General features: G+C 43.9%; 17 protein-coding genes. 8 read left to right on the top strand and 9 right to left on the bottom strand.

Annotation, left to right across the window (positions count from 1 at the left end; genetic code table 11):
• Window positions 1–533: 533 nt before the first annotated feature.
• Window positions 534–695 (top strand): hypothetical protein, encoded by a 162-nt coding sequence (locus B9T16_RS07100; protein ID WP_410244418.1) that lies wholly within the window; start codon window positions 534–536, stop codon window positions 693–695.
• A gap of 110 nt (window positions 696–805) precedes the next feature.
• Here B9T16_RS07100 and B9T16_RS07095 read toward each other — a convergent pair whose 3' ends face one another.
• Both B9T16_RS07095 and B9T16_RS07090 read right to left on the bottom strand, forming a co-directional pair.
• Entirely contained in the window at window positions 806–946 is a 141-nt protein-coding gene (locus tag B9T16_RS07095; RefSeq protein ID WP_410244417.1) for a hypothetical protein, read from the bottom strand.
• A 549-nt stretch (window positions 947–1495) separates the two neighbouring features.
• Window positions 1496–3571 carry a cation:proton antiporter gene (locus B9T16_RS07090; RefSeq protein ID WP_006618272.1) on the bottom strand — a complete coding sequence of 692 codons (2076 nt, stop codon included), beginning with the start codon at window positions 3569–3571 and terminating at the stop codon, window positions 1496–1498.
• 223 nt (window positions 3572–3794) lie between these two features.
• Between B9T16_RS07090 and B9T16_RS07085 the strand changes: the two genes are divergently transcribed.
• Both B9T16_RS07085 and B9T16_RS07080 read left to right on the top strand, forming a co-directional pair.
• Window positions 3795–5558 (top strand): peptide ABC transporter substrate-binding protein, encoded by a 1764-nt coding sequence (locus B9T16_RS07085; RefSeq protein ID WP_410244416.1) that lies wholly within the window; start codon window positions 3795–3797, stop codon window positions 5556–5558.
• Between the two features lie 353 nt (window positions 5559–5911).
• On the top strand, window positions 5912–6739 hold the full coding sequence (locus B9T16_RS07080; RefSeq protein WP_317270393.1) for a hypothetical protein: 828 nt from the start codon (window positions 5912–5914) through the stop codon (window positions 6737–6739).
• A gap of 81 nt (window positions 6740–6820) precedes the next feature.
• Here B9T16_RS07080 and B9T16_RS07075 read toward each other — a convergent pair whose 3' ends face one another.
• Window positions 6821–7123, bottom strand: a complete 303-nt coding sequence (locus tag B9T16_RS07075) for a hypothetical protein (RefSeq protein ID WP_035737950.1) — start codon at window positions 7121–7123, stop codon at window positions 6821–6823.
• Window positions 7124–7222: 99 nt separating this feature from the next.
• Window positions 7223–9241, bottom strand: a complete 2019-nt coding sequence (locus tag B9T16_RS07070) for a protein kinase domain-containing protein (protein WP_410244415.1) — start codon at window positions 9239–9241, stop codon at window positions 7223–7225.
• Window positions 9242–9417: 176 nt separating this feature from the next.
• Here B9T16_RS07070 and B9T16_RS07065 point away from each other — a divergent pair, with 176 nt between their 5' ends.
• Entirely contained in the window at window positions 9418–10182 is a 765-nt protein-coding gene (locus B9T16_RS07065) for a pantothenate kinase (protein WP_410244414.1), read from the top strand.
• Here the strand turns inward: B9T16_RS07065 and B9T16_RS07060 are convergent.
• From B9T16_RS07060 to bcp, 3 genes are all read right to left on the bottom strand, one after another.
• Window positions 10147–11046 (bottom strand): alpha/beta fold hydrolase, encoded by a 900-nt coding sequence (locus B9T16_RS07060; protein WP_410244413.1) that lies wholly within the window; start codon window positions 11044–11046, stop codon window positions 10147–10149. The two genes, B9T16_RS07065 and B9T16_RS07060, sit on opposite strands and share 36 nt — an antisense overlap.
• Window positions 11047–11378: 332 nt before the next feature.
• Entirely contained in the window at window positions 11379–11846 is a 468-nt protein-coding gene (locus tag B9T16_RS07055; protein WP_410244412.1) for an NUDIX hydrolase, read from the bottom strand.
• A 5-nt stretch (window positions 11847–11851) separates the two neighbouring features.
• Complete coding sequence (bcp, locus tag B9T16_RS07050; RefSeq protein ID WP_410244411.1) at window positions 11852–12319, bottom strand: thioredoxin-dependent thiol peroxidase; 468 nt, start codon at window positions 12317–12319, stop codon at window positions 11852–11854.
• A gap of 247 nt (window positions 12320–12566) precedes the next feature.
• Here bcp and B9T16_RS07045 point away from each other — a divergent pair, with 247 nt between their 5' ends.
• A complete protein-coding gene (locus B9T16_RS07045; RefSeq protein WP_410244410.1) occupies window positions 12567–14507 on the top strand; it encodes an N-acetylmuramoyl-L-alanine amidase in 1941 nt (646 codons plus the stop codon).
• Between the two features lie 15 nt (window positions 14508–14522).
• Here B9T16_RS07045 and B9T16_RS07040 read toward each other — a convergent pair whose 3' ends face one another.
• Entirely contained in the window at window positions 14523–15254 is a 732-nt protein-coding gene (locus B9T16_RS07040; protein WP_014277285.1) for a DUF3120 domain-containing protein, read from the bottom strand.
• Window positions 15255–15641: 387 nt separating this feature from the next.
• Here B9T16_RS07040 and B9T16_RS07035 point away from each other — a divergent pair, with 387 nt between their 5' ends.
• Complete coding sequence (locus tag B9T16_RS07035) at window positions 15642–16556, top strand: undecaprenyl-diphosphate phosphatase (protein ID WP_410244409.1); 915 nt, start codon at window positions 15642–15644, stop codon at window positions 16554–16556.
• A gap of 124 nt (window positions 16557–16680) precedes the next feature.
• The gene (locus tag B9T16_RS07030) at window positions 16681–18033 is read left to right on the top strand and encodes a TIGR03279 family radical SAM protein (RefSeq protein ID WP_410244408.1); all 1353 of its coding nucleotides are present in this window, start codon (window positions 16681–16683) and stop codon (window positions 18031–18033) included.
• 61 nt (window positions 18034–18094) lie between these two features.
• On the opposite strand, the gene B9T16_RS07025 is transcribed toward B9T16_RS07030, so the two are convergent.
• The gene (locus B9T16_RS07025; RefSeq protein ID WP_006617917.1) at window positions 18095–19057 is read right to left on the bottom strand and encodes a glycosyltransferase family 9 protein; all 963 of its coding nucleotides are present in this window, start codon (window positions 19055–19057) and stop codon (window positions 18095–18097) included.
• Window positions 19058–19286: 229 nt separating this feature from the next.
• Between B9T16_RS07025 and ispD the strand changes: the two genes are divergently transcribed.
• Window positions 19287–19976 carry a 2-C-methyl-D-erythritol 4-phosphate cytidylyltransferase gene (gene ispD, locus B9T16_RS07020; RefSeq protein WP_410244407.1) on the top strand — a complete coding sequence of 230 codons (690 nt, stop codon included), beginning with the start codon at window positions 19287–19289 and terminating at the stop codon, window positions 19974–19976.
• The last annotated feature ends 59 nt before the right edge of the window (window positions 19977–20035 follow it).

Here is a 20035-nt window from a genome sequence, read left to right as displayed (position 1 = left end):
AGAAGTTCACGACAGMATARGGGTTTCGGGGAGKTTATCCGGTTATAGACACGGGATAACSATTATCTTGAAAATATCACGCCAAATCTGGTTTTGTCAATTACTGTTAGAAACTCCCTCGAAAAATCACTCAATTCCCCATAGTATTTCCGATACATTTAAAGACTCTTCCTGGCGTTAGGGTTAACTGGCGAGTTGAGGGAGGTAAATTCGACAGGTCTGGCTGTAACCTTTTCCGCTAGGGGTATAGAGCGATCGCTTTCCCCCCCCACCTTTCCCTAAATTGGTGTCGCCGCATTCCCTCTCAAACTCCCGTCAATTCCAGAAGTTCACGACAGCATAGGGGTTTCGGGGAGTTTATCCGGTTATAGACACGGGATAACCATTATCTTGAAAATATCACGCCAAATCTGGTTTTGTCAATTACTGTTAGAAACTCCCTCGAAAAATCACTCAATTCCCCATAGTATTTCCGATACATTTAAAGACTCTTCCTGGCGTKAGGGYTAACTGGCGAGTTGAGGGAGGTAAATTTGACAGGTCTGGCTGTAACCTTTTCCGCTAGGGGTATAGAGCGATCGCCTCCTAACTCACACCTTTCCCTAAATTGGTGTCGCCGCATTCCCTCGCAGACTCCCGTCAATTCCAGAAGTTCACGACAGAATCATGGTTTCCGGGAGGTTATCCGCGTATAGACACAAGAAGGCGATTATCTTGAAAATATCACGCCAAATCTGGTTTTGTCAATTACTGTTAGAAACTCCCCTGAAAAATTACTCAATTCCTCGTAGTATTTCCGATACATTTAAAGACTCTTCCTGGCGTTAGGGTTAACTGGCGAGTTGGGGGAGGTAAATTTGACAGGTCTGGCTGTAACCTTTTCCGTTAGGGGTATAGAGCGATCGCCTCCTAACTCACACCTTTCCCTAAATTGGTGTCGCCGCATTCCCTCTCARACTCCCGTCAATTCCAGAAGTTCACGACAGAATCATGGTTTCCGGGAGGTTATCCGGTTATAGATACAGGAAGGCAATTATCTTGAAAATATCACGCCAAATCTGGTTTTGTCAATTACTGTTAGAAACTCCCTCGAAAAATCACTCAATTCCCCATAGTATTTCCGATACATTTAAAGACTCTTCCTGGCGTTAGGGTTAACTGGCGAGTTGRGGGAGGTAAATTTGACAGGTCTGGCTGTAACCTTTTCCGCTAGGGGTATAGAGCGATCGCTTTYCCCCCCCACCTTTCCCTAAATTGGTGTCGCCGCATTCCCTCTCCAACTCCCGTCAATTACAGAAGTTCACGACAGAATCATGGTTTCGGGGAGGTTATCCGCGTATAGACACAAGAAGGCGATTATCTTGAAAATATCACGCCAAATCTGGTTTTGTCAATTACTGTTAGGAAATCGACCGAAAAATGGCTGAATTGTTGAGAAGATTTAAACATGATTTTGACGATTAACGAACATATCAAGAGAGAGATTTAGTAACCATTAACTAAGTTTAGGGAAATGAACGACAATAGTCGCAACATCTGGATGAGTACGAACAATTGTTTCTGGTTCTACCAAGCCGCTTCTGGAGAATCCGAAAGCCTGATTCTGATGACTGCCGGGAGTTAATAATAACAAATCATTAGTTTTGAGCATTCGGGAAACTTTCATAATAAAATTCCCTTGCATTTGTTGAACTGGGGTATCTTTACTGAGACCAAAGGATGAAAGATTTAAATCTACATTTAGGGAATCAGTCACCAGTACCAATAAGTGTAATTTCGCTTTAATTTGTTGAGCGATCGCTTTAGTGATTTCCAGAGTTTGTTGAAATTCCCAAGACCCAATTTCTCCTTGATTGAATACCATAAATACCCTCTCGGTATTTTCCAGAGGCTGAGGAAAGCGGGTAATCAAAATGGGGACAGGTGAACGCCTCATAATCTGATCAATGACGCTACCAAAGAAATTCTCTTGATAAGTTGAATATCCTTTCCAACCGCAGATAATCAGGGTAGCATTGCGTTCGGTGGCGCTACGAACAATTCCCCTGGATATAGCTGCATCAATTCTAGCAATAGATTCAACTTTAACTGTGGCGGCGTGAGCTATCTGTTCAGCCACAGACAATAAACGGTTTTGCTTACTTTTGGTGGCGGCAGAAATCTTGCCACTTTTATCAGAAATAACATTGAGAGGTAATAGAGTGCCTTTAGATTTTTTCACTAGCAAAATCGCCAATTGTAAGAGGTTGTCTTCCGTGCTAGGGTTAGCGACTGGAACTAATACCCGTTCTGACCAACTTTGCTGATTGTCGCTGTCTAATTTTTGTTCTGGTTTGACTAATTTACCCCAACGAGTGACTATCCAGGGAGAAGCAATACAACTAAATAAAATCATGGCAATAATGCCATTAACAGTTAACTCATCTACCAATTCAATATTATAAGCCACGGTAATCGCCGCCAGAGTAGAAGCGGCTTGAGCTAGGGAGAGACCAAAGACAAGCATTTTCTCTGGAAACGGCCAGCCAAAAACTTTACCGGAAACCCAAGCGGCTGCATACTTGCTGATAGATTCTGCGACAATCATGACTATTGCGACTAAAAGAGATTTGGGTTCTTTTATTAAAATGAGGGGGTCAATTAACATCCCCACAGAGATGAGAAAGAAGGGAATAAAGAGGGTATTGCCAATAAACTGAATCCTGTTCATTAATGGACTCAAGTTAGGGATAATGGGAGTCAGAGCAATACCAGCCAAGAAAGCGCCAATAATGGGTTCAATTTCAATGAGTTGCGCTACATAGGAAGCTACTAATAATGTGGCGACAACAAAGGTAAATTCTGCGCCTTCGTCATGACCAAATTTTCGGAAAAACCAGCGGCCTATTTTGGGAACTCCCCAGAGGGATGCGAGGGTATAAATGGTTAAAGCCGGAATTAAAAATAGCCAAAATTCTAGGGTTAAATCACCGCCATGGGCTTTGACGACAACTGCTAAAACTAATAAAGCTAAAACATTGGTAATTAAAGTTCCTCCTAGGGTGGCGGTTACTGAGGAGGCACGCATAATTCCCAGACGGTTTAAGATGGGTAAAGCTAGGAGAGTATGGGAAGCAAAACAAGAGGCGACTAATATGGAGGCTAATACGCTGTAACCGAGTCCCATCATGGCTACTGTTCCCAGTATCATGGGGAATAAAAAGGTTAGCAAACCGAAGCAAAAGGCTGACTTGGCATTTAGTTTGAGGTCGTCTAAGCTGGTTTCTAAGCCTGCTAGAAACATCAAAAATAATAATCCTATAGTCCCCAATAAAATTATGGTATTATCTCTGGCAAGTAGTCCTATACCATGGGGACCAATAATAACTCCGGCTAAGATTAATCCAACAATACCAGGTAATTTGATGCGTTCAAATACTAGGGGAGCAATGAGCATCATCCCCATAATAATTAAGAAAACGGCTACGGGGTCTTGAATTGGTTGTGATAAAATCTGTGCCAGAGGGGTGGTCAGAGTAATCATGGACAAGCTACCTGCGTCTGTATTAATTAAGTATCCCAAATTACCCATGGGTTAGTTCCTGGTAAAATTGCTTAGATTTAGATAAAGGGAGAAAATGCCAAGCCTCCGCCTGTCTCGCCGATCGCCCTAAAAGAGCGGTTCTAAAAGACCCCTTAGAGAGACTATAGACTTATAGCATAATCTGGAGATTCTGACAATCCTATTTTGAGCTTTTGGGATGATACCAGTTAACCCACAGGTTGTTAATTAAATGGGTTCGCCAAATGTGCTAATGTCTGCTACAAATTTAAGGGCAGACATTGATAAGTATAAAAATATGATTCGGCGTTTATTCCTACCTCTCGTGATTCTCTCGTGTTTCTTGTCTATCACCTTCGCCGCCTGTAGCCCCCAGGACGCGCCAACTACTCAAAATGACAAAAACCTTAAACTTCTGTATTGGCAGTCTCCTACCATCCTTAATCCCCACTTAGCGACAGGATTTAAAGACTTTGATGCGGCTAGGTTAGTCTATGAGCCTTTAGCAAGTTATGATGATAGCGATCGCCTGATTCCTATTCTGGCGGCGGAAATTCCCAGTCGAGAAAATGGGGGTGTCGCAGCAGATGGAAAATCGGTAACTTGGAAATTGCGATCGGGTGTCACTTGGTCGGACGGGGAACCTTTCACCGCCAAAGATGTTGTTTTCACTTATAACTTTATTACTAACCCTGATGTAGGTTCATCTAGTGCTGAGGTTTACGCGGGTCTTGAAACTGTGGAAGCCTTAGATGATTACACTATCAAAATTACTTTTAAAAATATTACTCCCGGTTGGTCGGTTCCTTTTACTGGTCAAAGAGGCTTAATTCTGCCAGAACATATTTTTGCTAGTTACAATAACTCTAATATTCGGTCGGCTAGGGCGAATAATCAACCTGTTGGCACGGGACCCTATAAACTGGTAAGTTTTCAACCGGGAGATCTCGCTATTTACGAGGCGAACCCCAATTATTGGGAGCCAGATAAACCGTTTTTTGAAAGAGTAGAAATTAAAGGGGGGGGTGATGCTACCTCAGCAGCTAGGGCTGTTTTACAAACGGGAGATTTTGATTATGCTTTTAATTTACAGGTAGAAGCTCATATTCTCCAACAGTTAGCAGCGGGAGGGAAAGGCAAAATTTTGGCTAATTTTGGGTCCTATGTGGAAAGGATTATGTTTAATTTTACCGACCCTAATCAAGCTACGGAAGATGGAGAGCGTTCTAGTGTTGAATTTCCCCATCCTTTTTTCAGTGATAAACGAGTCCGACAAGCCTTTGATTTGGCTATAGACCGTGATACGATCGCTAATCAACTTTATGGCGAGACAGGTCGTCCTACCGCACAATTAATAGTGATTCCAGCCGCTTATAGGTCGAATCAAATTAACTATAGCCTCGACCTAGAAAAAGCTAACAGTTTGTTAGATGAAGCTGGTTGGAAAGATACTAATAATAATGGTATCCGTGACCGAGATGGATTGGAAATGCGCGTGGTGTTTCAAACATCAGTTAATCCCGTGCGCCAGAAAACTCAAGAAATCGTTAAACAGTCTTTAGAAGCTATGGGGATAAGGGTGGAATTAAAAAGTGTTGATCCTGGTATATTCTTTTCTGGCGACCCCGCTAATACCGACACGATTAATCATTTTTATGCAGACCTACAAATGTTAACTACAGGAAATGAAAGTCCTGACCCAGGTCCTCACATGAAGTGGTGGACTTGTGGGGAAATTTCCCAAAAAGAAAATAATTGGCAACGACCTAATTATGCGCGTTATTGTAACCCTAAATATGACGAAATTTGGCAAAAAGCAACCACGGAACTCGACCCGGAAAAACGAGCCCGATTATTCCGTCAAATGGATGAATTTCTACGGGAAGATGTCGCAGTAATGCCGATTGTGGAACGTGCGACTACTACGGGAATTAGTAATACTTTAACTGGTATTGAACCCTCGCCTTGGGATGCTAATACTTGGGATATTAAAAATTGGCAGCGCCAGTCAATTTAGTTAATATAGCGCTTCTCATCTCTATGAAATACAGCCCTCACCCCAAACCCCTCTCCCTTTCTGGGAGAGGGGTTTTGAAAAGTACCTTATCAGTCCGGGAACTGCTATATCGGATATTTCCTGCTGGTAAAAAGTGGTAAATATCCGGTTTAATTAGACTCAAAAATCTAGTGGGCAGATTGCCAACCCCCAAAAATGCGCGGTTTATACTGGCTGAACCAGTTTTTAAAAACCCTCAAGTGTAATTAAATGCTGACATTGGCTAATTATTCCCCCTCTGGGGGATTGCAAATATTGGCATCAAAAAAGATAATCCCAATATGCTGTCAATGGATAATCTGAATCAAATATCAATGAAACAATTACTCTGGCTTACTGGCTTGATTTTGTTAGCACCTATGGGGTTAGTTGGGTGCGCGCCAGAAACTGAGACCGCTAATGAAATTGTAACCAATGGTGAGGAAGGGGGAACCTTAACCCTAATTGCGGATGCAGAAGATAGAATGCGAGAAGGGTTTGTTAGTAAAGATGGTTGGGAACTTACTTTTAATCATGTTTATGTGACTTTCGATAATATCAGAGCCTACCAAGCACAATCACCCTTTGACCCAGATACTGAGTCTCAGCCGAATGCTATCACGTTTGTTGAGCTTCTCAATTCACCGATGACTGTAGATTTAGTCGGTGGAACAGAAGAGACTCCCATAGTGACGACAGCTATAGCACCCCCAGGACATTACAATGCTCTTTATTGGGAAATGGTGGCGGCTACAGAGGGAGAATTTGCAGGGTCTACGCTGGTTTTGGATGGTACAGCCCAAAGAGATGGTCGCACTATCAATTTTGCGATCGCTTTAGATAAACCCGTAGCTCATTTTTGCGGTGAGTATGTCGGAGATGAACGTAAAGGGTTTTTAGAAACTAATGGGGTGGCTGAATTAGAAACAACTTTTCACTTTGACCACTTTTTTGGTCGCTCTGACCGTCCCATTGACCAGTCTCCCAATGATGAGGCTATTGGTTTCCAGCCTTTTGCTAATATCGCTGATGGGGATGCTGTTAATGTTACCAGCCAAGAACTTCAACAGCTTTTGACTGAGGAGGAATATAATACTCTCGTATTTTCTGTGACGGAATTAGGTCATGTTGGAGAAGGTCATTGTCGCATTGAGCCACTTTAATTAGCTACAGGGACACACTAGATCAGGATATGATTAACCTGATTAATGGTGTTGTCCCTAGCTTCAGTTAATCACTAACCTCTAGCTGTTGAATTTCTCAGAGGCTTGTTTAAAGGCATTTTCCACATCACTCCAAGCCTTTTCAAAACCAGTTCGGATGTCTTCCCAGGCTTCCTCACCAGCTTCTTGCAATTTTTTGAACTTTTCGTTGGCATCATCTCGCTTGGCTTGTAGTTCCTCAATTTTTTCGTGATACTGAATAGTAGCATCTGCTTGGGCTTGTTGGGCTTTCGCTTTCAGTTCATCTAATTGAGCATCGAGTTTATCTATTTGTGCTTTAACTTTAGCTTTGTAGGCTTTTTTGTCTTCGGTGCTAGTTGCCATAATTAAAAATGATTTGATTGAAAATAACACTTTAACTATAGCCCGTGATTCAGGTGATGACATCTATCCTCAGCTAGAGTTTTGAACTACCCCCCAGAGTTAATCTTCCCGACAGCGCCAAACTAACAGTTGATGGTTTTCTCCCCGACAAATTAAGGTATGGCTATCTATGCCAAAMGTAATAGGACTGTATCCAGACATCTCGCCGAGTGGCTGCTGGGAAATTCCCTGAATGTCAATTTTCCAGAGTCTAATTTTCCCATCATCGCTACCACCTGCCATAAATTTACCGTCAGGACTAATTGCTATTGAAGATATTACGGCGGAGTCTACAGTCTGTGTGGTGAGTAAAATTCCTTGGTGAAAATCCCAGAGTTTAATGGTGCCATCTTCGCTACTACTGGCGAGAATTGTCTGGTTAGGACTGAATGCTAAGGAGAGGACTCCCCCTGAATGTCCGGTCAAAGTTTGCAGGCTGTGGAGTTTCCCAAATTGCCAGATTTTGATTTGTCCGTCCGCGCCACCACTGGCGAATATACTGGACTGGGGATGATTAAATAAACTGTCATAATTACGGGAATTATTGGCTGGGGAAAATGCAAAGGTGACACAAAAAACTTCCCCAGAATGTTCACGCAGACGATAGAGAAGTTCTCCGTTGCGTTGATTCCATAATTTGATGGTAGCATTACCGCTACAACTGGCAATTATGTGACCGTCAGGACTGTAGGCGACGGCGTGAATTGGTCCGCAACGATGACTGTAGGGAGAACCTGAATGGCTGAAAAATCTATCGGTCATCGTCCCGGTGTTGAGGTTCCAACCTAGTAGGTTGCGGTCAAAACTACCACTGACTAAACGACGACCATTGGGACTAATAGCGATCGCATTTACGGCGGCTACATGACCACAAAAACGCTGGACTAATTGACCTGTATTCAGGTTCCATAGTCGGATACTCTGGTCAGCACTACCACTAATTAATATATATCGATTCGGACTTATGGCGATCGCATTTATTGGCGCTGTGTGACCTTTCATGATGGCTTGACATTGCCACTTTTTACCGGATATCTCTGGGTTTATATGTCGGCTAAAATTTACGGGTGATGTTAATAATAGTGACGGAAAAGCACAGGGGACTGGGGGCGGGATTCCCCAAATTGATTGATGAGTTGCTATGTGAACTGCTACCATAATTTGCAGGCTGGAAGTAGGGAGTTTTAGACTCACAGGTGGCTGTATATCCGCTAACACGGCGGCGGCTGATTGATAGCGTTCTTGGACTTTGTCCACTAACATTTGATTAATGATATGCTTGAGTTCAGAACTAATATGGCGATGACTTTTCTCTAGGTGCGATTCCCAAATAAATTCTCCCGTAAATGGGTCAAATAAACTCTGGGGATTTTCTCCTGTTAATAGGTGAATACAAGTTACTCCTAAACTATATAAATCACTGGCTGCATAGGCTTTCCCTCCGCGAATTTGCTCTAAGGGAGCATATCCTATAGTTCCGGTCATGGTTCCGGTTTTGGGGTGTAAAATATCTATCTCGTGTTTGGCTACTCCAAAATCTACTAATACTAATTTACCGTCTAAATGTCTCCTAATAATGTTTTCGGGTTTGATATCTCTATGAATCACTTGATGGTCATGGATAAATTGGATGACTGGGAGTAAATCTAATAATAATTCCCGCAATTTTCCCTCATCTAAAGGTTCCCCTAATTCTAACTCCTCCAGGAGGTTCTCTCCTTCTATATACTCCTGAATTAAATAGAGTCTACTGTCCGACTCAAAACAGGCGAATAAATGGGGGATTTGTGGATGATTTCCTAACTCCTGTAGTCGCACACCTTCTTGATAAAATAGTTCCGTGGCTTTCTGAATTTGCGGGAGATTATGCTGTTGTGGAGAAAATTGTTTGATAATACAGGGGGTGTGTAGGCGGTCTTCATCAACTCCTAAAAATGTCCGACTCATACCACCACCACCTAGACTTTTTAAGCCTCTATAACGCTGTTTTAATAACAAGGATGAGCCACAGTTGGAACATACTTGGCTTCCCAGAGGATTTACTGGATTTAAACACAGGGGGTTCAGACAGTAACTCATCAGCTTAGGGGTTGGGGGAGTTAATCTTAACTGTGAATGGATTTTACTACCCCCTAGGGGCAATTGACTCAATTCTTAATGATGATTTAGCTTTTGAGTCCCCAAGATAGCACCCCGGAATTGAAAGACCCCTGATTAATTATAATCATCTCATCCTATATTATGTATGTAATCCGATGATGAAATTGCGATCGCATCCCCGAAATTGGCTAGGATTAATGATTGGTAATTCCCGACTACACTGGGGTAAATTCCAGGGGGAAACTTTAGTGGAAACCTGGGAAACTCAACACCTTAATCAATCTCCGTTAGAAATGGGATGGTCTTGGCTTAATCAAATATCGCCTGTACCGCTATTTATAGCCTCTGTAGTACCTGAACAAATGCAATTATGGCAAAACTACCCCAAAGCCGAAATTATCACCCTAGAACAGTTACCATTAGGGGGATTATATCCAACTTTGGGAATAGATAGGGTTTTAGCTGTTTTAGGCGCGGGGAATCAGTTGGGTTTTCCCATGTTGGTTATTGATGCAGGGACAGCATTAACTTTAACTGGAGTCAATCAAAACCGCCAATTAATAGGCGGCGCAATATTACCTGGTTTAGGACTACAGTTTTCTTGTGTGGCTAATCGTACAGCTACCCTCCCACAAGTGGCTTTTCCTGAGAGTTTACCTCAACGGTGGAGTTTGAATACATCAGAAGCGATCGCCAGTGGTATTATCTACAGCATTATAGCTGGTCTGCGAGAGTTTATAGCTGCTTGGTGTCAGGAGTTCCCCCACAGTAAAATTAGCATTACAGGAGGCGATCGCATTCCTCTGATGACCTACCTTAACAGTCAATACCCGGAGATAGCTGGTTTGATTTTAGATACCCCAGAAGCTATTTTTTGGGGAATGTCAGCTATGGTCAGAGATAGAAATGTTCGGAGTTGAAATCGGGTGACTTTGGAGAAACTGACGGATATATTCACTGACGACGGCGGGAAACTCTTCGGGGAGGTCTTCGCCGCCAGCAATGAGAGAATTTAAGCGAGAATTAGGTAGCATGGAGTTCAAGGTTTTCCCCATGGCTTGAGTTGTCGGTTGTTCACGATTTCCTTGTAAAATTAATACGGGTATGGTTAATGAATTTAGCTGTTCATTAAGTAATTCCCCTTGGATTTCAGCCGGACGGCGACGAAACAAAAACTGACAGGAAACCGGCGATCGCATCATCGTTTCTCGCTGTTTTAACCAATCGGCGATCGCATCTCCTTTCCCAAATAAACGGGTAAATGGATGTATCAATTTCAGCCAAGTTGCTAAAAGGGGGGGATTTCCACATAGCCACCGCATCCACTGCCATTGTTTTTCGATTCCATTGACTGCTACCCCCTCTGGGGAAATTAAGACTAGACCTTTGACTTTATGCTGATAGCGAATTGCGTAACTTGCTGCTATCCATCCCCCTAGGGAATGTCCGACTAAGTAAACCTGATCTAATTTTAGGGATTCGATATATTCGGCTAAGTTTTCCACCGCCATGGTGATAGAATAGTGAATCTTGGGGGATTCTGACTCACCAGAACCCAGGCGATCGGGAGTATAACAATGATAGTCTGAAGCTAGTTCTTCGATAATGGGTAGCCACTGACTACTATCTTGCCATGAACCATGTAGATACACCACATCAGGACCTGCGCCTACTTCACGCCAGAATATTTGTCCCTGGGAAAGTCTGACGCGGGAATGGCGCAATGGTTGGGATAATGATGGTGTTTCCTGGGACTCAGCATAGGGAAAAGAAGGTTCAAACATAGCCATATAATGAGATGCAGTATGATGAGTTGACTATTCTCGCGATGGTTAGTCATATCCCGGGATCGCAGATCATAGATGGGAATAACCAGAAGCGAGATGATGTCATTATAGTATATATTATCAGCATTAGACCTAAAAAAATACGGTTTATAGCTTTTACCTGGCATATAATTGGCATAATTGGCAGGTATCCCAGAGGCTTAAATCCCTAACTTGTGAGGCTATAGGGTTATTTGCATCCCAATTATAGCAGGTTTTAGGATAATAATATCCGCCTATTTTTTGGGTAGATATATGGCTGTAAATTAACATTTTTCATGGTCTGGGAATTAGGCGATCGCCGTCCGACCTTCCAAGTAGTCTTGGATTTGTTGTTGATAATCATGACTAAGGTTATCCATTGGTATTTTGCTCAGTTCAAAGCTACAAACATCCGCAATTTCCCAGGTATCTTGAATGTGGATATCTCCGGTAACTTCAGCGGATACAAGAATACAAATAGAATGGAGTCTAGGGTCACGATGAGCGCCCGAATAAACTCCTACCAAACGCCCCAGTTTAACCAGTTCTAAACCTGTTTCCTCAGCCAGTTCTCGCTTAACAGTGGTGAGGATATCTTCACCCCAATCTATCATACCTCCAGGTAAAGCCCATTTACCATTATCCTGGCGACGAACCAAGATAATTTTGCCATCTGGTAATAGAGGAACGATGCTAACTCCGGTAACAGGATGGCGAAAAATAACGCCCAAAACGGTATAAACAAAACGCATCCAGCCCTTAGCTAATTCTAACATATTTTCTAACCTTCCCCAGATAAATCTTGAAGAATAGTGATAGCATGACTTTCTGGCTTAACCTTGGGATAAATTTTGTGAATATAGCCATCTGGGTTAATGATGAAAGTTTGGCGATAAATGCCCATAAACTCTCGACCCATGAATTTTTTTAAGCCATAACTATGATAGAGGGTGGCAACTTTACCATCGGGGTCACAGAGCAGAGGAAAAGGCAGATGGTATTTGTTGATAAACTTGGTGTGAGATTTAGGATCATCGGTACTAATTCCGAGAACAATGATATTGTTACCTTGGTAATCTGCATAGACATCGCGAAAACCGCAGGCTTCCTTAGTACAGCCAGGAGTGTGATCACGGGGGTAAAAATACAGAACCACAGTTTTACGGCGAAATTGACTGAGGCTAATCAAATTTCCGTCCTGGTCCGAGAGAGTAAAATCTGGAGCGAGATCACCAACATTTAGACTCATAGTATTGGGGGATTTCAGGGAATAATGGGGAAATGAGGGTCAAACCTTTCTGAATAGCGATCGCCACTATCGTTAAATAATAATGGTTATGGCAATATTTAAGCATCGAGGTTGACCCAAAACCTTTATATGTTATCATGCACTAGCTTAGTGCCAGACATGGGGCTATTTTCAGGTTAAGCGTAACCGGATTAGCTAGAATGTCAGGTGTCTGTAAAAGCTCAACTACCTCCTCCACTTGTTTACCGTGTTAAGAATTGGCTCAAATCTACTCCAACGCTGGTTACTCCCGAGTTTAGTAAGTGTGCTGCTGATGGCATCAGGTGCTGAAGCGGCTCAGGTTCGGTCTTGGGAATTTGAAAGTTCCCAAAATCGTCTGTCATTTACTACAGATGAGGGAGTACAGCCTACGGCGAAATTACTCTCGAACCCCACCCGTCTGGTAATTGAACTACCAGGGACGAGTTTGGGTTCTGTGTCCGGTCAGCGTTCATCACCAGGGGGAAATATTCGTGAAATTCGTTGGGAACAAACCGATAACGAAAATGCTCGGATTATTGTAGAACTGGTAGAAGGTTATACCCTTAACCCGCAAATGGTGCAGTTTCGAGGGATTTCTGCCAGTGAGTGGATGGTACAACTACCACAACCGCAAGCTATTGGCTCATCATCACCCCCGGCGGCACTTCCGGCTCAAGCTACTGTGGTTAGCGCTCCTGAACCAGTCCAACAGCAAGTTCAACAGCAATTTCAACAGCAAGTTCAACAGCAAGTTCAACAGACGGCTCAGGCTAACCCAAACCGTTCAATTCCTAACCAGCCACAAACATTTGTTGAACAAATCGAAATGCGCGATAACGGCATTGTTTTACAGACCACAGGTCAAATGCCGCAGATTGAGTTTAAACGCTCTCAAGACCGCACTTGGATGACCCTAGATATTTTCGGCGCGAGTTTGAGGGGTACGACCACAAGGGGGAGAGCAGTCAACCGGGAAGGGGTGACAATTAGTCAAGTTACCCAACTTTCCACAACCCCCCCGGTGGTGCGCCTGACGTTCAGTACCCCTAATACTAATCAAAATTGGGAAGCGAGACCAGTAGCGGGAGGGGTAGCAATTTGGCCCCAAGGGGGAGTTCCCCCGGCTGTGCAAGCAAGTTCGAGTATAGTTACCATTGAATCGATTAGCCTTCAAAATCAATCCTATTTTGCGGTGAGAGGTAATGGTCCTCTCAACTATACTCACGGTTGGGATGCAGAAACGGGGGCTTATGGTATTACGTTTTTTTCGGCTAGATTAGCTGATGGGGTTCAACTTCCCCAAAGAGAAGTGGGAGGACCGATTATTTGGTCTCGGTTGCGTCGGGAAGACCCAGATACTTTTACGGTGTTATTTCAACCGGCTACCAGGGTGCAGGTAGGACAGGTTAGCCAAAATAGTCCCCAAGAATTGGCTATTCCTATGGGTGTTAATTTAGCGTCTGTGGCTCCTCCCCCTAGAACTCCAGCCCCGGTGACACAGCCACCGATAAATAATCCGAATCCTTTTCCGCCTCCGGCTCAAAATCGACCACCGTCGTCACTTCCACTACCTTTTCCGCCGCCTAATCGTCCATCTCCTCAGCCCCCTGTGGGTAGAAATCCTAATTCTAGGGTATCTGTGGTTATTGACCCTGGACATGGTGGCAGTGACCCAGGAGCTGTGGGAGTTGGTGGTATTCGGGAAAAGGATGTTGTTATTTCTATTTCGCTGCAAGTTCAGCAGATTTTGGAGCAAAATGGGGTTAATGTGGTGATGACCCGCACTGACGATCGCACTATTGACCTGGAACCGCGAGTGTCATTAGCTAACCGAGTTGGGGCTGTGGCTTTTGTGAGTATCCATGCTAATGCGGCTTATCGCGCTGGTGCTACGGGTGTGGAAACTTTCTATCATCAAACTGGCTATAGCTTGGCTCAGTATATTCAAAACAGCATTCTGGCAAATTTCTCACTGCACAATCGGGGCGTTAAGCAGGCTCGGTTTTATGTCCTCAGAAATACGACTATGCCTTCGGCTTTGGTGGAGGTGGGGTTTCTCACTAATCCTAATGATGCTCGTTTGTTGGCTGACCCAGCACAAAGAACTCGCATGGCTCAGGCGATCGCTCAAGGTATTCTTCAGTATCTCCGAGCCAGTGGATACTAGGCTTGAGTTGGGCATTTATGCAAAGCAGGCGGCTACTAAAAATAGGCTATCGACTAAAATGGTGCTTAAAACTGCGCCGCCAAATACCCACCAATGGGGTTCTTGGGACTGGAGGGGAAATACTCCTACTCCGAATAGGGTCATCGCTAATACTACCGCCCAGCTAATTCCCCACGGGGTTCCGGCTAGGGCGATCGCATTTTGAAATATAGGCATGGCCATTGATGGATCGACCTGCATTAATTGTCGCCAACTGGGGATTAAACCGGCTATATAAAAGTATCCGTCCGTAACGGCGGTTCCGAATAGAGACCCTAGATAAAACCAATTGCCTACTTTACCCCATCCCCTCCACAGACACCACACCGCAAAGGGAACTCCTATCGATTCTACTGGTAAATGTAGCAGGGGTTCCCACCTCAGCCATCCCCAATATATGGACCCGGTTAACCAAGTCCAGCTAAATCCAAATAGCAAGTCTCCCCATAATTCGGTTTCTTTGGTTCTCAGTAAATATAAACTTACTCCTAACCATCCCCCAGTCATGATTAGGCTCAACATTGGCCAGATTCTGACTAGGGGCGCTTGGAAAAATACTGGGACTGATACTAAAAATATGGCGATCGCAAATGGAAACCACCTTTGACTCTGTTGGGCTTTTTTTACAAATGTCGCCCAAGACCACTGCTGTAGCCACAGCGGTTGGGTTGATGTCAGAATGTAGGCTATAAGGATATTGCTAAACAAGGCTTCTTTAAGATTTGTTACTGAAGTTCATATTAATTGATGATATCACAAATATTTATCCCCCCCAGGGGCATAAATTCTACACAAAAATCAATAGTTGATTTTTTGGTCAATTCTAAAAAAAAGATAAAGGGGGGTTGACAGGCGGGACAATTTAGGGTATTATATTGACATATTGTTAAATAATTGGATAGTGGCAAAAATAAAAAAAAGGAATATATCCGATTATTAATATAATAGCACAAGTAGGCTCAAAAAGATATCCCCTTCCCCCCAGACAGCCATTTTTTTAACATTTCTTAATATTTGTTACAAAACTTAACAAAAGTCGGGTAATTGAGGAGAGAGTGTTAGATTGGTCCAGTGCGTATAGTAAATTTCAGATCTATGGATTTCCAGAGTCTTCCGGTATATATTGCAGATTTAGTCACGCCCTCGATGGGAGAAACTGAAGTAGAATCGCAGATGACGTTATTCCAGGCGATCATTTTAGGGATAGTCCAGGGACTAACGGAATTTATCCCGATTAGTAGCAGCGCCCATTTAAAAATAGTTCCGATGGCGCTAGGATGGGGAGATCCTGGGGTAGCATTTACGGCGATTATTCAATTAGGGAGCATGGCGGCGATTTTCTCGTTTTTCTGGTCTGATCTGAAAAAGGTAGTATTGGGGGCGATAGATGCGATCGCTAAATCGGATTACGAGTCCCTAGATTTTCGTATGGCTTTGGGAATTGGTTTAGGAACTCTACCAATTGTGTTTTTTGGGTTACTGATTAAATTATTTATTCCCGATTATGATAGTTCGCCTCTGCGGAGTACGGTGGCGATCGCGATCGCTTCGATTGTGATGGCCAGCCTATTGGCGATCGCGGAAAAACTAGGAAGCCGAAAGCGAGACTTTGACCATCTGAATGCTAAGGACGGGGTACTGATGGGTTTGGCGCAAACCTTAGCGCTGATACCGGGTGTATCGCGGTCAGGTTCGACCATAACCGCCGGGTTATTTATGGGACTAGAAAGGGGAACCGCCGCCCGATTTTCGTTTTTATTAGGAATTCCGGCTATTACCCTAGCAGGGTTGGTAGAATTAAAAGACTTCTTAGAAGCGGGAATAGATGATATTAGCACGGCGGCGTTAGTAGTGGGTTTAATTTCGTCAACCATATTTTCCTACCTATCTATCGCCTGGTTAATCCGTTATCTGCAAACGAGTAGTACATGGGTGTTTGTTTGGTATCGACTAGCTTTTGGTGTAGCGATTTTAACGGCAGTTGTGGGCGACGCTTTGGAGAATATTTAGGGGCGGGTTGGGGTGTCAATATCAATTCCCCCCAGAGTTTTTATGAACCCGTCCGTCCTAGCTGACCATGAATAATGGATAATGAATTGTGGTCGGGTATGATCTGTTAGGTTGAGATTGTAGTATGAGTGTATCTTCTATCCGTCCGGCGCTAATTACTGAGGTGTTACCGGACTCGATTGGGGCTGATGTGGGTTTTGAACCGGGAGATGCGATCGTGTCTATTAATGGAACTCGTCCCCGGGATTTAATCGATTATCAATTCCTGTGTGCAGATGAGTTTCTGGAAATCGAAGTAATTGATAGCCAGGGAAAAACCCATCATATTGAACTAGAAAAAGACTATGACGAGAGCCTAGGTTTAGAGTTTGAAACAGCCCTATTTGACGGCTTAATTCAGTGCAATAACCGCTGTCCTTTTTGCTTTATAGACCAGCAACCTCCAGGAAAAAGAGGCTCTCTTTACTTAAAGGATGATGATTATCGCCTGAGTTTTCTCTATGGTTCTTATCTAACCTTAACTAATTTACCTCAATCTGAGTGGGATAGAATTGCTCAGATGAGAATTTCGCCTCTGTATGTTTCCGTCCATGCAACGGAGCCAGAAGTGAGAAGTTTTCTGCTGAAAAATCATCGAGCTGGTCAGATTTTAGAGCAGTTAAAATGGTTTAAAAAGCACCGTTTACAAATTCATGCTCAAGTGGTAGTTTGTCCGGGGATAAATGATGGTGTTCACCTAGAAAAAACTTTGCGAGATTTGGCGGAATTTCACCGGGGAGATATTCCGGCGGTGGCTTCGGTGGCGGTGGTTCCAGTGGGGTTAACTCGTTTTCGACCCCCGGAAGATGAACTGATTGCGGTAAGCCAGGAAAAGGCGAGGGAGGTGATTAAGCAAGTTCAAGACCTCCAGGATACATTTAAGCAGGAATTGGGGTCAACTTGTGTGTGGTTGGCGGATGAATGGTTTTTAATCGCCCGTGAGGAGTTACCACCAGAGTCTGATTATGAGGACTATCCCCAAATTGGTAATGGGGTGGGGTCTATTCGTAAGTTTTTAGGGGAATTTGAGACGGCTTTTGAGAGGGTGAAATGGGAAAGTGGAAATGGTGGGGCTAGTCCTCGGCGTTGGACTTGGGTGGTGGGAAATGCTGTAGAATTGGCGTTTAAGCCTATTGTCGCCCGGTTGAATGGGGTGGAAGGGTTAAGGGTGGAAATGGTGGCTTTGGCTAGTGATTATTGGGGACAGGAAATAACTGTAACGGGGTTGTTGACGGGTCAGGATTTAATCGCGGGACTCCAAGGACGAGATTTGGGTGATGGGGTTTTGCTTCCGTCTTTAATGTTGAAAACTGGGGATAATCGCTTTTTGGATGATTTGACGGTGGCGGAAGTGGAGGCGACTTTGCAGACTAAAATTGTGGCTGTAAATGGGGTTGATGAATTGGTGGCGATCGCCTCAAATGTGACAGGTGGATGAAAAACCAGGACACACTGAAAGCCAGAAGCCTCAGTGTGTCGAGTTGGTCAACAAAAAAAACCTAATTTCCCCAAATTCGCTTTAAGACTTCATCGGGGGATATATCGGCCATTTTTCCAGTGGGAGATTTAACGGCGATCGCTCTTTCGCTGGGGGGGAGTAATTTATGAGGATCGGTAGGACCAAATAAAGCAATGGTATAAGTACCAACGGCGATCGCCAAGTGCATGGGGGCGCTATCGGTACAAACCATAAGATTAGCGGCTGCGATCATGGCGGCGAGTTTACCAATATCCTCTGGTTGTGTCAACTTAACTTGAGGACAACGCTGGGTTATTTGAGTAATCAAGGCTTGATCTTCAGGTCCTTTGACCAAAACCACAGGTAGGTTAGGCTGTCGCTGTTGGATATCCTCAATAATCTTCTGCCAGCTTTCAACGGGGTAAATTTTATCAATGCCCTTATTAATAGCCATCTGACTAGACCCGCCATGAATAAGGATATAGCCACTTTCCTTAACTCCGAGGCTTTCCTGTTCCCTATCAGCCCAAGCCAAGTCGGACTTAGGGACATTAATCTGTAATCCGCTAAAGGGGGTGATAATGTCTAGGCCCTGCAATAAATCATGGTACATCTGGGCTGCATACTGTTCAGTTTTGAGGGGGACAGCATCGGTGAGAAAGATTTCTCCGCTACTCCCTGCATAACCGACGCGGTTAGGTATTCCGGTGAGCCACAGCAACAGCCCTACGGTCCATCGTTGTCCGAGGGAGATAACCACATCATATTCTCGGTCACGGACAATGCCAATCAAATTACCCCAGTCGGCGAGACTATTGCGCCCTTTAAAGTCATAGGGGATAACTTTGGATACGGACTTACAGACGCGGTAAGCAGTTTGGGCCCTAGGTTCGGTAACTACGGAAATTTGGGCATGGGGATAGGCTTGCTTTAAATCGTCTAGGGTAGGGAAAAACAGAATTTGGTCGCCAATCCCGCCTGGGACAAGGGCTAGTATTTTCATTTTAATAGAGTTAATCCACTTATCAGCTTAATTCTAAATGAAGACAGTTCGGAAAACCATAGAAAAATATCTCAGGTTTACTGGGCGGGGTTAACCTGACTGGCTGAAAGGGTTGGTAATTGGTTTTCTAATAATATTTAAAGAGCGATCGACAGGAGCATGGAATGGTTTGCCTATTCTCAGTGAAGTTCTATAATACTATGACCAAAAACAAAATACTTAGCTAATCATGTATTTATTAATTCCCGCTGCCGGAAGTGGACGGCGTATGGGCGCAAGCTGTAACAAATTGCTACTGAAATTATGGGACAGATCCCTACTCGGTTGGACTCTAGCTAGTGCCGGGGCATCTAAATCGATTATTTGGATTGGTATTATCGGACAAACGGCTGATTTCCCGGATTTTAAGGCGATCGCAGACGAGGTTTGCCTGAATATACCCATAAAGTTCATTATTGGGGGAGAAACCCGTCAGGAGTCGGTTTATAACGGCTTACAAGCTCTTCCCCCTGAAGCCGACYGGGTTTTAATCCACGACGGGGCGAGATGTTTAGCGACCCCGGATTTATTCGATCGCTGTACGAAGGCACTGGAGTCGGTATCTGGTTTGATTGCCGCTATTCCAGTCAAGGATACCATCAAAATAGTGGATGGTAATAATTTTATCCAGGATACTCCCGATCGCCGTCAATTATGGGCGGCTCAAACTCCCCAAGGTTTTGAAGTTCCACTACTGAGAGAATGTCACGAAAAAGGCCGTCATCTGGGTTGGGATGTGACTGATGATGCGGCGCTGTTTGAACGTTGTGGTCTTCCGGTTCAGGTGGTGGAAGGGGAGGAAACTAATCTGAAAGTTACTACTCCTGTAGATTTACAGATTGCTGAGTTTATTCTCCGGGAAAGGTTGGCAATTACATAATCAAAAAATATTAATCTTGGCTGTTAATATTCCTGGGGAAATCTCAGGGGTTTAAGCTC

This window comes from Arthrospira sp. PCC 8006, from assembly GCF_046480465.1.
Classification (GTDB): Bacteria; Cyanobacteriota; Cyanobacteriia; order Cyanobacteriales; family Microcoleaceae; genus Limnospira; species Limnospira platensis.
Note: the sequence above shows the minus strand (reverse complement) of the source record. Positions and strands in the feature narration are given on the sequence as shown.